This is a genomic window from Mycobacterium sp. TKK-01-0059, assembly GCF_000709305.1.
In the GTDB taxonomy this organism is placed as follows: Bacteria; Actinomycetota; Actinomycetes; order Mycobacteriales; family Mycobacteriaceae; genus Mycobacterium; species Mycobacterium intracellulare.
In genome coordinates this window covers 3,595,504-3,609,276 of sequence record NZ_KL446993.1, presented here as the reverse complement: position 1 = coordinate 3,609,276, position 13,773 = coordinate 3,595,504, and the positions used below count along the sequence as shown (strand labels likewise).

The following is a 13,773-nucleotide window of genomic DNA, read 5'->3' as shown; positions in this document are numbered from 1 at the left end:
CCCTTAGGCCATCAGGCTGTCGGCCGCGAACGCGTCCACACTGATCCGGCGATGGGCGAACAGCCACCGACCATTCAGGGGCACAAGAACGTCGCGGTAGCGGCCCCAGTGGTCGAGTCCGATGTCGGTGTGGACCGCGAAGTAACTGCTGACCTCGACCCTGGTGTTTGCCACCGACCCGAACCGAATGCTGGAGACATGGTGGCGGACGTGGGTCGGAGCGCGCCGTGCCGGCTGGCCCGGTGTCGAAGGCCGTGTCACCGCGGCGCCGAGGCCGGTCTCGATTTGCGCGGGCCCCGTCAAGCGCTCGGCACCGCCGGTGAATTCCAGCACTCCCTCGTCGCAGAAACACGCCGCCAGCGCACGAAGATCGAATCGATCGGTGGCGGCGGTGTAGTCGGCCAACGTCTGCCGTACCGACTCCCGCACTTCAAGCTCCCAAGCCTCCATCGGTCCTCCTCGTGGAAATTGAGTTCCAGCACACGATAACGTCTATTCTCATGCCACCACCCAGCCTTCAAGCCATGCTCGATCCCGCAACCACCGCGCTGGTGACCCAGGAGTGCCAGGGCGGGGTGATCGGGCCGCAGGCCGGCCTGCCATTGCTCGCCGAAGAGGCCCGGCGCGAAGCCATTCCCAACATCGCCAGGCTGCTCGGCGCCGCCAGGGCGGCCGGTGTCGCGGTCGTGCACTGCCTGATCGAGAAACGCCCGGACAACCGAGGATCGAACAGCAATGCCCGGCTGTTCATGGCCGCAAAATCGTTCGCCGCCGACCTGACTCCCGGCAGCCCCGGCGCGTCGGTCCTGCCCGAACTCGGTCCGGTACCCAGCGACCTCGTGCTGACCCGCACCCACGGCGTCGGACCGATGACGGGTACCGATCTTGACTCGGTGCTGCGGAACATGAACATCAAGACCATTGTGGGAGTGGGCGTTTCGGTCAACATCGCCATCCAGAACTTCGCGATGGACGCGGTGAACCGCAGCTATCAGTTCGTGTTGCCGCGTGACGCGGTGAGCGGGTATCCACGGGAGTATGCCGAGTCCATCATCGATAACACGCTGTCCCTGCTCGCCACGGTGACCACCACCGATGCCGTGATTGACGCGTGGAAAGGGATCCCGGCGTCCTGACCCCGTCTGGATGTTGAAAAGCCAAAGTGATAACGTCGTTCTCACTTAGCGTAAACGCTCATATTCGCTGCTCGGAGGAGGGATAGCCTCATGTCACCCCGGTCTCTGCCGTACCCGGTTTTCGACATCGACAACCACATGTACGAGACGACGGACGCGCTCACCAAGTACCTGCCGAAGGAGCACCGCGGAAAGGTCGGCTACGTCGAGGTCAACGGCCGACCCAAACTCGTCGTCAAGGACCACATCAGCCACATGATCCCCAACCCGACGTTCGAGCGAGTCGCCAGGCCGGGCAGCGCGGAGGACTATTTCCTGGGCAACAATCCCGAAGGCCTCAACTTCCGCGAATTCATCGGCGAGGCAATGGATGTCATCCCGGCGTACCAGTCACCCGCGCCGCGACTGGAACTGATGGACGAACTCGGCATCGATCAGTGCGTCATGTATCCGACGCTCGCCAGCCTCATCGAGGAACGCACGACCGACGACGTCATCCTCACGCACGCGATCATTCATGCGCTCAACGAATGGATGCACGAGCACTGGACGTTCAACTACCACGACCGGATCTTCGCCACCCCCGTGATCTGCCTGCCCCTGGTGGACGAAGCCATCAAGGAATTCCACTGGGGCCTCGAGCGCGGCATGAAGACATTCCTGGTGCGGCCCGCACCCGTGCCCAGCCGCTTCGGCGGTTCGCGCTCCATGGGCCTCCCCGAGTTCGACCCGTTCTGGGAAGAGGTCGTCAACGCCGGCATGCCGGTCACCATGCACGCCTCGGACAGCGGCTACCAAAAACACCTCATGGAGTGGGAAGGCGGCGACGAGTACCTCTCCTTCAAGCCGAGCGCGTTACGCGAAGTCGTGATGGGCCACCGCGCCATCGAGGACACCCTGGCCGCGATGATCTGCCACGGCGCGTTGTCGCGCTTCCCGGATCTGAAGATCTTCTGCGTCGAGAACGGCAGCGGGTGGGTCCGCAATCTGCTCGAGCAGCTCAACACCGCGTACAAGATCATGCCCAAGGAGTTCGACGAGCACCCGGTCGAGGTGTTCAAGCGAAACATCTACATCCATCCGTTCCTCGAGGACGACCTCAAGGGGATTATCGACATCATGGGCGAGGATCACGTGATGTTCGGCTCCGATTTCCCGCACCCCGAGGGCATCGGTGATCCGCTGAGCTTCGTCGATCGGCTCGACGGTGTCTCCGAGGCCGCCAAGGCGAAGATCATGGGCGGCAACGCTATTGAGCAGTTGGGGCTCAAGGTTCCGGCATGACCCGGGTGCCCACATCCCCGAAGGTTTACGACGGAATCGCCGACTTCGAGGCTCACGTCGGCGAGCACCTCGGTTTCAGCGATTGGCGCCAGGTCACGCAGAAGGAAATCGACTTGTTCGCCGAGGCGACCGGTGACCATCAATGGATCCACGTCGACCCTGAGAAGGCGGCCGCCGGTCCCTACGGCAAGACCATCGCCCACGGCTATCTGACCTTGTCGCTGGTACCCATTCTCGTGCAACAGATCTACCGGGTAACCGGCTTGGCGATGCAGGTCAATTACGGTAGCGACAAGCTGCGCTTCCCCGGCCCGGTACCGGTCGATTCCCGCATCAGGGCTGGCGCCGAACTGCTCAAGGTTGAGCGCAACGACAAGGGCGGCCGGGCCACGGTTCGCGTCACCGTCGAAGTGGAGGGCAGCGACCGCCCGGCGTGCGTCGTCGACACGATCGCCGCGATGGTCGACGCCTGACCGAACGGGCCGAGTTCATCGACTACGCGTTGAGAACGCGTTCCCCGATCACTCGTTGCTCCCGCAACGCGGCAATCTCCTGAGCGGAAAGTCCAAGCGCTCCAAGCACCTCGGCGTTGTGCTGCCCGAGTGTCGGCGCCGCGGCCCTGTGCTGGTGTGCGGGTCCCGGCGAGATGCGAAAAGGCCAGCCGGGAAACCTCTGTTGGCCGGTGATCGAATGGTCCAGGTCCTGATAGAAGCCGCGCGCGTCGAGTTGCTCGACGTCATACATCCGGTCGGCCGTCAGTAGTCGCTCGGCGGGCAGGCCATGCCGGCCAAACGCTGCCACGACCTCCTCCGCGGTTCGCTCGCACGTCCAATTCGCCAGTACCTCGTCGAATTCGTCGTGGTTTTCCCGGCGCGCCGCAGCGGAGGCGAATCTCGGGTCGTTGCGCAGGTCGGGGCGGTCAATGGCGTCCAGCACCGCTCGCCAGTCATCGTCATGACGCACCGAGAGCGCGACCCAGTCGTCGACATCGGCGGTCGCGTACACGCCCTGCGCGTAGTCGCGGTGCCGGTTTCCCTCGCGCGGCCGCACCGCGCCCGTCAACGAGTATTCGATGACGGGTTCGGCTGTCACCGCCGCGCCGACCTCGATTTGCGCCGCCTCGATCAGCTGCCCCTCGCCGGTGGACCGCCTGTGCTCGAGGGCGGCCAGCAGCGCGACGCATGCGTGTACGCCGGCGATCGGGTCGGCGGGCCCCTGCAGATTGCACGGCGGGCCGTCCGCATAACCGGTCGCGGCCGACATGCCTGACACCTGTTCGATGTTCAGCGCCCAGCCCACGTAGTCGCGCCACGGCCCCTGGAGCCCGAACCCGGGCATCCGCACCATGATCACGCCGGGGTTGAGCCGCGCGATGGAGTCGTAATCCAGTCCGAATTGTTCGACGACGCGCGGCGAGAAGTTCTCCACCACCACGTCGGCCTCCGCGGCCAGTCGCAGCGCCAACTCTCGACCGGTGGCAGAGGTGAGATCCAGCGTGATGTCGCGCTTGTTGAGATTGGTTCCCTGCCACAGCGGCCCGCGCTCGTACCAGTCGTCGCCCTCGCGCAGCAGCGAGCCCGAGTAGCGGTGTCCGTCGGGCCGCTGAATGGATTCGACCTTGATCACGTCCGCCCCGAACGCACCGAGGTAGCACGTCAGATACGCGCCCGCCCAGAAAGTGCTCAAGTCGAAGACCTTCAACCCGGCGAACGGCAAAGAGACGTCGGCGACGTCACCCGTCGGGCGCGGTGCGTCGCGCTTGCTCCACGTGGCCTGCGCGCCGTTTGTTCGGAGGGCGGGAGCGGGCAATGGCGGCGGTACCGGGGTCTTCGAGAGCCGGAACGGCGCGCCTGGCCTGGTGAATCGCCATCCGTCGGTGGCCGCGTCGACGAAAAACCCTCGCTGCGCATACTGCGGGCAGCCCAGGATCGTGTCGCCGTCGGTGATCGGCGCCGCGGGTATGCGCATGGCCTGGCTCAATTCGACCAGGTCGGCGACGGACATCGAGTCCAGGAAGGGTTGGGCCTTGGCGAAGAACTCGTCGCGCTCGGGCCCGCCGAGCATGATCGCGAGCTGGTGGTCGCCGAACTCGGGCAAACCGACCATCGCGCACACGTCCAGCCAGTGCTGACCGGTCAGGCAGTTGATCCCGATCCAGCCGTCGGAGGCACGCACGATACCCAGCATCGGCGCGGCTTTGGAATTCGTCGGCAAGCCAAGGCTTTTCAGGCGGGCGGCCATCAGCATGGGATAGGGCAGCGTCGACAACAACGACTCGAACATCGACACGTCCACCTCGACCGGCCGGTGCGTTTCGGCCGTGGCGACGCGTAGGGCCGTCAGCGCGCCGAGGGCCGCGTATCCGCCCGCGATGTATTCCGGGATGCGGGCGCCGGCCTGTAGCGGCGCACGGCCGGGCTCACGCACGTTGATCCAACCCGCCGCCGCCTGCAGGGTAAGCGGAGTCGTCACCCGGTCACGCAGTGGCCCCTCCTGACCGAAGCTGGAGATCCGAACCACGACGAGATCCGGGTTGACCCGGGCCAGGGTTTGCGCGTCCAGACCCCACGCCTGGCGCTCAGGTGCGCCCCCCGGTAAGTCTTCGACCAGGACATCCGCCAGGGAGATCATCTCGCGCAGGACCTCAAGGCCATCTTGATGCGCGAAATCGACCGTGGCGCCGCGCTTTCCGGCGTTCAGGTACTCGAACAGCCCACTTCGCTCCGGATGAGGACCACCGGGCGGAAAGGGACCCCAGCGGCGCAGCGGGTCACCTGACGGGGGCTCGACCTTGCGCACGTCGGCGCCCAGGTCCACCAGCAGCTTCGCGCAATAGGGGCCCGCGATCTCGGAGGCCAACTCGACGACGCGCAAGCCCGCCAGGGGTCGGTTCACGCGGGTATCCCGATGGCCTTGGGCTCCATATAGGCCCGCAGTCCCATCACGCCGCCCTCCCGACCGATGCCGCTCTGCTTGAAGCCTCCGAACGGCGCGTCTCCGGGGATCGTGCCATTGACCGAAACCTGTCCGGTCCTGATCCGGCGGGCGATGGCCACCGCACGGTCGATGTCGCTCCCCCACACCGCGCCACCGAGGCCATAAGAAGAATTGTTGGCGATGGTCACCGCGTCGTCGTCGTCGCGATACCGCAGCACGGTCAGCACGGGACCGAACACCTCTTCCTGCGCGATATACGAATCGGCGGATGCATCGGTGAGTATCGTTGGCTCGAAATAGAAACCGCTGCTGCGATCCTTCGGACGGCCTCCCCCGGCCACGACGGTCGCACCGTCGGCTTCGGCGCGTTTGACGAATCCCTCGACACGGTCGAGCTGCTCGCGGCTGATCAACGGCCCCATGGTGACCGCCGGATCGACGGGATCGCCGATCACGACCCCGCGGGACAACTCGGCGAGCCGGTCCACCACGTCGTCGTGGATCGCCTCGGGCAGCAGCAACCTGCTGTTGAGAATGCAGGCTTGACCCGCGTGCATCGTGCATCCCTCGAACAACAGCCGATCCAACAAGTCGTCGCTGACGTCCACGTCGGGCAGCAGGATGGTCGCCGACTTGCCCCCGCATTCCAGCAGAACGCGCTTCATGGTGGTCGCCGCTCCCGCCATCACATCGCGGCCGACGACAGAGCTACCGGTGAAGCTCACCATGTCGACCCTGGGATCCAGGGTCAGGCTCCGGCTGGCCTCGACGCTGGTCGGCGTCACCACGTTGACGACGCCGGGGGGAATATCCGTGTCCTCGTCGATGATTCGCGCCAACGCCAGCCCGGCCAGCGGTGTCAGCGGTGAAGGCTTGAGCACCAGCGTATTTCCCGCCGCCAGTGCCGCGCCCAGCTTCATGACGTTGAGGGTGTGCGGGAAGTTCCACGGCGTCATGGCCGCCACCACACCGAGCGGTTCGTAGCGCAGCAGTGTGGTGCCCGCGGCCCCCCACGCATCCATCGGCGCCTCGGCGGGCTCCGTCGCGAGCTCGGCCGCATGACCGACCATGAATGCCGGACCATCGACGTGGATTAGCCGTTCGTTGGCGGAACAACCCCACTCGGCCTGCGCGAGTGCGTAGACCTCCTCGCCCCTGGCCATCAGCGCATCGCTGAGTTGTTGCAGGCATCGGGCCCGTTCCGCGGGCTCTGCCGTGGGCCACGGACCCGTGTCGAAGGCGGACCTGGCCGCTGCGACCGCCTGCCGGACCTGCGCCACGCTCGCATCGGGCGCCGTTTGGATCACCGCCTCGGTGGCGGGATTGACGACGTCGTAGCGTCCGCTGTCCGGGTCGGTCCACTGGCCGTCAATGTAGTGACCGTAGGCCTCGAGGAGCGAACTCGACCCAGCCATCCTGCCTGCCTTCCTGACTGCACGATCGTGAAGCAGCGCGGGCGACGCCACCGAGATAACTTACATACTCAAACTGTGTGTACACGCCGGCGGCAACGCCGTCAACGGCTAATTTGAGCCATTTCTAGCCTGATATGCGGTGATTGACAGATGATCCAGCTCTCCTGTAGACAGCATGGAAACGGACATTCTTGTGTCATCTGTCCGGACAGCCCAGTGTCAAGGAAGGCGTGCGGTGCCCACTACTACTGTTCCCTTGCACTCTCCGGACTTCTACGCCGGCGATCCCTACCCGGCCTACCGGGAACTCCGTAACACGACGCCCGTCGTGTGGAACGACGTCACCAACTTCTGGGCGCTATTGAAGTACGAGGACGTCCGCTACGTTTCGGGCCACCCACTGTCCTTCTCGTCCACGAAGGGCATCACGATTCCGGATCCCAGCCAGCCTGAACCCGTTCAGGAGGGGAACCTCATTTTCACCGACCCTCCGCGCCACCGGCAGCTGCGCAAGCTCATCAACTCCGGCTTCAGCCGCCGCCAGGTGCAGCTGCTCGAGCCCAAGGTGCGTCAGATCGTGAAGGGCATCGTGGACAGTGTCGAGCCATCGCGAGAGTACGAGTTCGCGGAGGAGATCGCCGCGCCCCTTCCCACCCGGATGATCGCCGAGATGCTGGGCGCCCCACCCGAAGACTGGGAGCAGTTCCGCGCGTGGTCGGACGCGGCGGTCGGCACCGCCGACCCGGACATCGAACTGGACTCGATCGCCGCCCTCGGTGAGCTGTACGAATACTTCACGAAGCTCATCGCCGCGCGGCGCTCCGGCGAGGTCAGCGGGCAGGACGACCTGCTGAGCATCCTGGCCGCGGCCGAGGTCGATGGCGAGCGGCTGTCCGATGCGGATCTGCTCAACTTTTCCTTCCTGCTGTTGGTCGCGGGCAACGAAACCACCCGCAACCTCATCGCATTGGGCACGTTGGCGCTGATCGACCACCCCGACCAGTTCGCGCTGCTGCGTTCGGATCCGTCGTTGCTGCCGTGCGCGGTCGAAGAGATGCTGCGCTACACCAGTCCGGTCACCCACATGGCCCGCCGCGCTACCCAGGACGTCGAGATCCGCGGCCAGCAGATCAGGGCGGGCGACACCGTGGTCATGCTCTACGGCGCGGCAAACCGCGACGAGGAGATCTTCGGTCCCACCTGCGAGGAGTTCGACATCACTCGGAATCCCAACCCGCACATCGCGTTCGGGGCGGGTGAGCACGCGTGCCTTGGCGCCCAGCTCGCGCGCCTGGAAGCCAGGGTGATGTTTGAGGTGCTACTGGGCGCCTTTCCCACGATCGAGCTCACCGGTGACGTGACCCGGCTGCGCGCCACCATGGTGCCCGGTGTGAAACGCATGCCGGTGCGATTGGGAGCGGACATCTGATGGACTTCGACTACACGCCTGAACAGGAACAGCTCCGCAAGGACTATCGGACCCGCCTCGAGGCGGTGATGACCCCGGAGCGCCGCGCTGCCGTCGCCAACCTGACCGAGGGCGGCGCCGCGATGACCGAATGCAGGCGCGCTCTCGGCGACGCCGGGCTGCTCGGCGTCGCCTGGCCGGTCGAATATGGTGGCGGCGGGCTGACCGCGTTGGAGCAGTACATTTTCTCGGAGGAAGCGCGCAGGGTCAACGCGCCGTTGCCGTTCGTCACCCTGAACACGGTGGGCCCCACGCTCATCCAGTACGGCACCGAGGAGCAGAAGGCCAAGTTCCTCCCCGCGATCCTCAAGGGAACCGTTGATTTCGCGATCGGTTACTCGGAGCCCGGCGCCGGGAGCGACCTCGCCTCGCTGCGGACCACCGCGGTCAGGGACGGCGACGAGTTCGTCATCAATGGTTCAAAGATGTTCACCAGCGGCGCGGAGTTCGCCGACTACATCTGGCTGGCGGCACGCACCGACCCAACCGTCAAGAAACACAAGGGAATCACCCTGTTCATCGTGCCGACGGACTCGCCCGGGTTCTCGTGGAAGCCGCTGCACACGATGCCGGGGGTGTCCACGTATTACACGTTCTACGATGACGTCCGGGTACCCGAGAGCGCCATCGTGCTCGGCGAAAACCAGGGGTGGACACTGGTGACGAACCAGCTCAACCTCGAACGCGCTGCCCTGGGCAACCTCGGTGCCCTGGAGCCGCTCTTCGCCAAGACGCTCAAGTGGGCGTCGACGACACCGCTCGACGACGGCATGGTCATCGATCAGCCCTGGGTGCAGCAGGCCCTGGCCCGGGTGGAAGCGCAGGTCGCCGCCTACCGGCTGCTGAACCTGCGCGTGAACGCGACGATGAGCTCGGGTGCCCTCGGGATGGGCGAGGCCTCGGCGGCAAAGGTTTTCGGCACCGAGCTCACTCAACAGGTCGCCCGCGAGCTGCTCGAAGTCGTCGGGCAGGCGGGTGTCCGCAAGGACTCGGCGGCTCCGCTCAAGGGCGAGCTGGAGAGCGCCTACAGGCTGGCGGTCATCAACACATTCGGTGGCGGAGCCAACGAACTTCAACGCGACATCATCGCTATGGCCGGCCTTGGGATGCCCCGCGCACCCCGAGACGTGCGGGCCTCCGGAAAGGGGAAATCCACGTGACAGAGCTAGCCAAAGACGACCTGCGCGAGCGCCTCGACGCGTTGATCGGGACGCCCACCGACGGAGTCGGCAGACCCTCCCGCGCCCCTGATCCGGTGAACGCCGCGATGATCCGGCACTGGGCGTACGCGTTGGACGACATGAATCCCGCCTACCTTGATCCCGAGTTCGCGGAGAACTCCCGCTACGGTGGCCTGGTTTCCCCGCCGGTGATGCTGCAGAGTTGGACGATGCCGCCGCCCAAGCTCGCCGGCATCCATGAGCGCGGCGGCGTGCCGATCGAGATCAAGACGAACCCGCTGCAATTCCTCTCCGACGCGGGTTACACGGGCATCATCGCGACGAACTCTGAGTTTGAGATCGAACGCTATCCCCGCGTCGGTGACGAGATCAGCGGTGAGACGGTGTTCGACTCGATCTCCGACGAGAAGACGACCGCGATGGGCAAAGGATTCTTCGTCACGTGGGTGACCACGTACCGCGATCAGAACGGCGAAGTCATCGGCCGCCAATGGTTCCGCACGCTGCGATTCAAGACGGGCGGGGCCCCCGCCGGAACGGCTGGGGACTGATGGCGACCAGACTTGCTCCGTCGATCAGCCCGGACACCGAATTCTTTTGGTCGGGGCTGGCGGACCACAAGCTGTTGATCCAGCGTTGCGCCGACTGCAAGACGTTGCGGGTGCCGCCCCGTCCGATGTGCGGAAATTGCCAGTCGCTCAACTGGGATTCCATCGAATCGACCGGGCGCGGAGCGGTTTACAGCTTCGTGATGCCGCAATACCCGCCGCTCCCCTTCCTCCTATACCCCTATGTCGTGGCACTGATCGAGCTCGACGAAGGCGTGCGCATCGTGTCGAACCTGTGCGATATCGAACCGGCGGCCATCGAGGTCGGTATGCCCGTCGAGGTCTTCTACGAGAAGTTCGAAGCAATCCCGAGCGGCGACGAACTGGTGTTGCACCAGTTCCGGCCGGCACGCTGACAAACGAGGCATCAGACGACCATGGATTTTTCCTTCACCGAAGAACAAGAGACGGTCGGCAAGGTGGCTCGTCAGCTCTTCGACCACCGCGCCACCCCCGAACACCTCACCGACCTGGAATCGGACGAGACTCGCTTCGACCGTGCGCTGTGGCGCGAGCTGGCGGCGTCGGACTTGCTGGGCATCGCGCTACCCGAATCCGTTGGCGGCAGCGGTGGCAGCTTCCTCGACCTCGGCGTGCTGCTCGCCGAAGTGGGCTGGAGCGTTGCGCCGGTGCCGGTCTATGCGACCCTGGTGCTCGGCGCGGATACGATTGCGCGGCACGGTGACTCGACCATTCAGCGGCGGTACCTACCGAAGGTGGTGGACGGAAGCACGATCCTGACCGCCGCGCTCGCCGAACCGGGAAGCTCCGACCCGACCGCCCCACGCACCGCCGCACGGCCCGATGGCGACGCCTGGATCCTGGACGGCGTGAAGGAACTCGTGCCCGCCGCGCAGCTTGCCGACGCCATCGTGGTTTCGGCACACGCCGACGATGGACCGGGCCTGTTCGTCGTCGAGACGGCCACCGAGGGCGTCGTCGTCACACCGGCAAGAACCACCAATGGTGAGCCCTACGCCGACGTCGAGTTCGCTGGGGCCGTCGGGCACCGACTCAACGAGGCCGGTGGTGCGGTGGCGGTAAGTTCGCTCTACACCAGGGCGCTCGTCGGGCTGTGCGCCATGCAGGTCGGGGTGACCGAGCGCGCGTTGAAGATCGCGGCGTCCTACACGGGCGAGCGCGAGCAGTTCGGCAGGCCGATCGGCTCATTTCAGGCCGTGCAGCAGCGGTTGGCCGATGCATTCATCGACGTCGAGGCGATTCGGTGGACCACCTGGCACGCTGCGTGGCTGATCGCGGAAGGCCGACCGGCGGCCCGCGACGCCGCCATCGCCAAATTTTGGGCCGCTGAAGCGGGTGCACGGGTCGTCGCGTCGGCCCAACAGGTCCATGGCGGCATGGGCATCGACGTCACCTACCCGCTGCACCGCTATTTCCTGTGGGCCAAGCAGATCGAGCTCTCGCTCGGCTCCGCCCCCCAACAACTCGCCCGCCTCGGCGCCGCATACCCGGAAGGAAACACATGACCTCGACCGTCGACCGCACCACCACGCGCGCATGGAATTCCATCAACGTGGGCGAGGAAGTCACCCCGATGGACGTTCCGGTGACCACCACACTGATCGTCGCCGGCGCCATCGCGTCCCGCGACTACATGCCCGTGCACCATGACCGCGACTTTGCGAATTCCCAGGGATCCAAAGACATTTTCTTGAACATCCTGACGACCAATGGGCTTTGCGTGAAGTTCCTTCATGACTGGGCAGGCCCCGAAGCGATGATCAAGAAGTTGTCCATCCGCCTCGGCGTCCCGGCCTACCCGAATGATCCGATGCGCTTCACGGGATCGGTTACGGACAAATCGTCGGCCGACGGCGAAGGATTCGTCGAGGTCACGTTCAAAGGCACCAACAGCTTGGGCGACCACGTATCGGGAACCGCGGTGCTCAGCCTGCTCGAAGGTGTGGATGCGTGAGCGACGGAATTGGTGGCAGGGCCGCCCTCGTCGGGATCGGCCAAACCGAGTTCTCCAAGGAATCGGGCCGCAGTGAGATGCAATTGGCCTGCGAGGCAGTCAAAGCCGCCATCAGCGACGCCGGCCTTCGTCCCGCCGACATCGACGGCATGGTCACGTTCAGCGTCGACGACAACGAGGAGATCGAGGTCGCCCGCAATGTCGGGATCCGGGACCTGACGTTCTTCACTAGGGTCCCACACGGTGGTGGCGCGGCCGCGGGAACGGTGATGCAGGCCGCGATGGCGGTCGCCACGGGCGTGGCGGAAACGGTGGTGTGCTATCGCGCGTTCAACGAGCGCTCCGGATTCCGCTTCGGTGGCGCTGGCCGTCAGCCGGGCGTGACGCCGTTATGGATGGCCCCCTATGCGCCGTTTGGCTTCATGACGCCGGCCGCCTGGGTCGCGTTGCACGCTCAGCGCTACATGAGCACCTACGGCGTCACCAACGCCGATTTCGGCAAGATCTCCGTCATCGACCGCAAGCACGCGGCGAACAACCCCGAAGCCTGGTTTTACCAGAAGCCGATAACCCTTGAGCAGCACCAACAATCGCGATGGATCATCGAACCCGTGCTGAGGCTGCTCGACTGCTGCCAGGAAAGCGACGGCGGCGTTGCGATGGTGGTGACCAGCGTCGAGCGCGCACGCGATTTAGCCAGGCCGCCCGCAGTCATCACCGCCGCCGCGCAAGGAGCCGCCTACGACGGCGAGGTGATGACTAGCTACTACCGTGAGGAGATCACCGGCCTGCCCGAGATGGGCGTGGTCGGTGACAAGCTGTGGCGCAATTCGGGTCTCAAACCGCAAGACATTTCGACGGCCTTCCTCTACGACCACTTCACACCGTTCGTCTTCACCCAGCTCGAGGAGCTCGGATTCTGCGGCCGCGGGGAGGCCAAGGACTTCGTCTCGGTCGAGGAACTGTCACTGGGCGGCCGGATGCCGATCAACACCAACGGCGGACTGCTCGGCGAGGCCTATATCCATGGCATGAACGGCATCACCGAGGGTGTCCGCCAGGTGCGCGGCACGTCGCACAATCAGGTGGACGACGTCGAACACGTGCTTGTCACGTCGGGCACGGGCGTCCCAACGAGCGGTCTGATCCTCGCACCCGACCACTGAGCAGGGAAGCCGGGATTCCAGATGACGCACGCAACGGCGGTCGACACCCGCGAGGTGCTCATCTCGGCGGCGTTCGCGTGCTTCCGAACGCACGGGTTGCGGAAGACGACGATCGTCGATATCGCCCGCGCCGCGGACGTGTCGAGAAGCACCTTCTACGAATACTTTCGGGACAAGGAGACCATTGTCGAAGCCTGCGCGGAGGCGGCGTCTCAGCGCTTCTATCGCAGGCTGGCCAAGGCGATCGACCGCCACGGCGGCAGCACCCTGGAAGAAAAACTGGTCCGGGCGGGCGTTTTCGTCACGCAAGCCCGCCGGGTGGTCGAACCCGAAACCTATTTCGACCAAGACGAGGTCAGCCTGATGTTGACCAAGAACGCGTCGACCCTGTTGCGGGAATGCAGCGAGTTTCTCGCGCCCTATGTCTCGGCCGCGCGACTGACGGGCGAGGTCCGCGGTGACCTCGACATCCGTTCGGCAACGGAATGGTTTGCGCGGATGCTGTTCTCGCTGTTCACCACTCCGTCGCCCTACCTCGACATGGGCGACGACGAGGTGGTCGCGGCCTTCGTCCGCGGCTTCGTGGTGCGGGGATTTCTGGGTAGCGGACTCAAGAGGCGCTAGTCGCTGGCGGGCAGCGGC

At 65.3% G+C, this 13,773-nt stretch carries 14 protein-coding genes; 11 read left to right on the top strand and 3 right to left on the bottom strand.

Features of this window, described 5'->3' with window-relative positions:
• Positions 1 to 3: 3 nt before the first annotated feature.
• Positions 4 to 450 (bottom strand): nuclear transport factor 2 family protein, encoded by a 447-nt coding sequence (locus K883_RS17170; RefSeq protein WP_023879877.1) that lies wholly within the window; start codon positions 448 to 450, stop codon positions 4 to 6.
• A gap of 74 nt (positions 451 to 524) precedes the next feature.
• On the opposite strand from K883_RS17170, the gene K883_RS17165 reads away from it, so the two are divergent.
• From K883_RS17165 to K883_RS17155, 3 genes are all read left to right on the top strand, one after another.
• Positions 525 to 1,136, top strand: coding sequence for an isochorismatase family protein (locus K883_RS17165; RefSeq protein ID WP_020822135.1), 612 nt, complete (start codon positions 525 to 527; stop codon positions 1,134 to 1,136).
• Between the two features lie 90 nt (positions 1,137 to 1,226).
• A complete protein-coding gene (locus tag K883_RS17160) occupies positions 1,227 to 2,420 on the top strand; it encodes an amidohydrolase family protein (protein WP_008255403.1) in 1,194 nt (397 codons plus the stop codon).
• Complete coding sequence (locus tag K883_RS17155) at positions 2,417 to 2,893, top strand: MaoC family dehydratase (protein WP_020822134.1); 477 nt, start codon at positions 2,417 to 2,419, stop codon at positions 2,891 to 2,893. Before K883_RS17160 ends, K883_RS17155 begins: the two co-directional genes overlap by 4 nt.
• 22 nt (positions 2,894 to 2,915) lie before the next feature.
• On the opposite strand, the gene K883_RS17150 is transcribed toward K883_RS17155, so the two are convergent.
• Both K883_RS17150 and K883_RS17145 read right to left on the bottom strand, forming a co-directional pair.
• Complete coding sequence (locus K883_RS17150) at positions 2,916 to 5,315, bottom strand: CaiB/BaiF CoA transferase family protein (RefSeq protein ID WP_036455042.1); 2,400 nt, start codon at positions 5,313 to 5,315, stop codon at positions 2,916 to 2,918.
• The gene (locus K883_RS17145) at positions 5,312 to 6,772 is read right to left on the bottom strand and encodes an aldehyde dehydrogenase family protein (RefSeq protein ID WP_020822132.1); all 1,461 of its coding nucleotides are present in this window, start codon (positions 6,770 to 6,772) and stop codon (positions 5,312 to 5,314) included. The genes K883_RS17150 and K883_RS17145 overlap by 4 nt, the downstream gene beginning before the upstream one ends.
• A gap of 256 nt (positions 6,773 to 7,028) precedes the next feature.
• Here K883_RS17145 and K883_RS17140 point away from each other — a divergent pair, with 256 nt between their 5' ends.
• Genes K883_RS17140 through K883_RS17105 form a run of 8 tightly spaced genes read left to right on the top strand, consistent with a single transcriptional unit; the run spans position 7,029 to position 13,755 of the window.
• On the top strand, positions 7,029 to 8,201 hold the full coding sequence (locus K883_RS17140) for a cytochrome P450 (RefSeq protein ID WP_020822131.1): 1,173 nt from the start codon (positions 7,029 to 7,031) through the stop codon (positions 8,199 to 8,201).
• Positions 8,201 to 9,400, top strand: coding sequence for an acyl-CoA dehydrogenase family protein (locus K883_RS17135; RefSeq protein WP_020822130.1), 1,200 nt, complete (start codon positions 8,201 to 8,203; stop codon positions 9,398 to 9,400). The genes K883_RS17140 and K883_RS17135 overlap by 1 nt, the downstream gene beginning before the upstream one ends.
• Positions 9,397 to 9,972 carry an FAS1-like dehydratase domain-containing protein gene (locus K883_RS17130; protein ID WP_008255397.1) on the top strand — a complete coding sequence of 192 codons (576 nt, stop codon included), beginning with the start codon at positions 9,397 to 9,399 and terminating at the stop codon, positions 9,970 to 9,972. The genes K883_RS17135 and K883_RS17130 overlap by 4 nt, the downstream gene beginning before the upstream one ends.
• Positions 9,972 to 10,385, top strand: a complete 414-nt coding sequence (locus K883_RS17125) for a Zn-ribbon domain-containing OB-fold protein (protein ID WP_036455041.1) — start codon at positions 9,972 to 9,974, stop codon at positions 10,383 to 10,385. The genes K883_RS17130 and K883_RS17125 overlap by 1 nt, the downstream gene beginning before the upstream one ends.
• 21 nt (positions 10,386 to 10,406) lie before the next feature.
• Positions 10,407 to 11,516 (top strand): acyl-CoA dehydrogenase family protein, encoded by a 1,110-nt coding sequence (locus K883_RS17120; protein ID WP_008255394.1) that lies wholly within the window; start codon positions 10,407 to 10,409, stop codon positions 11,514 to 11,516.
• Positions 11,513 to 11,965 carry a MaoC family dehydratase gene (locus K883_RS17115; protein WP_008255389.1) on the top strand — a complete coding sequence of 151 codons (453 nt, stop codon included), beginning with the start codon at positions 11,513 to 11,515 and terminating at the stop codon, positions 11,963 to 11,965. The genes K883_RS17120 and K883_RS17115 overlap by 4 nt, the downstream gene beginning before the upstream one ends.
• Positions 11,962 to 13,131: a lipid-transfer protein gene (locus K883_RS17110; RefSeq protein WP_020822128.1), complete on the top strand. Its 1,170-nt coding sequence runs from the start codon at positions 11,962 to 11,964 to the stop codon at positions 13,129 to 13,131. Before K883_RS17115 ends, K883_RS17110 begins: the two co-directional genes overlap by 4 nt.
• Positions 13,132 to 13,152: 21 nt before the next feature.
• On the top strand, positions 13,153 to 13,755 hold the full coding sequence (locus tag K883_RS17105) for a TetR/AcrR family transcriptional regulator (protein WP_014711337.1): 603 nt from the start codon (positions 13,153 to 13,155) through the stop codon (positions 13,753 to 13,755).
• Positions 13,756 to 13,773: the final 18 nt, after the last annotated feature.

Bases quoted from the DNA above. Each gene is read 5' to 3' on its own strand.
- K883_RS17105 (WP_014711337.1), top strand. From the start codon at position 13,153: ATGACGCACGCAACGGCGGTCGACACCCGCGAGGTGCTCATCTCGGCG.
- K883_RS17155 (WP_020822134.1), top strand. From the start codon at position 2,417: ATGACCCGGGTGCCCACATCCCCGAAGGTTTACGACGGAATCGCCGAC.
- K883_RS17165 (WP_020822135.1), top strand. From the start codon at position 525: ATGCTCGATCCCGCAACCACCGCGCTGGTGACCCAGGAGTGCCAGGGC.
- K883_RS17135 (WP_020822130.1), top strand. From the start codon at position 8,201: ATGGACTTCGACTACACGCCTGAACAGGAACAGCTCCGCAAGGACTAT.
- K883_RS17145 (WP_020822132.1), bottom strand. From the start codon at position 6,772: ATGGCTGGGTCGAGTTCGCTCCTCGAGGCCTACGGTCACTACATTGAC.
- K883_RS17160 (WP_008255403.1), top strand. From the start codon at position 1,227: ATGTCACCCCGGTCTCTGCCGTACCCGGTTTTCGACATCGACAACCAC.
- K883_RS17115 (WP_008255389.1), top strand. From the start codon at position 11,513: ATGACCTCGACCGTCGACCGCACCACCACGCGCGCATGGAATTCCATC.
- K883_RS17120 (WP_008255394.1), top strand. From the start codon at position 10,407: ATGGATTTTTCCTTCACCGAAGAACAAGAGACGGTCGGCAAGGTGGCT.
- K883_RS17125 (WP_036455041.1), top strand. From the start codon at position 9,972: ATGGCGACCAGACTTGCTCCGTCGATCAGCCCGGACACCGAATTCTTT.
- K883_RS17170 (WP_023879877.1), bottom strand. From the start codon at position 450: ATGGAGGCTTGGGAGCTTGAAGTGCGGGAGTCGGTACGGCAGACGTTG.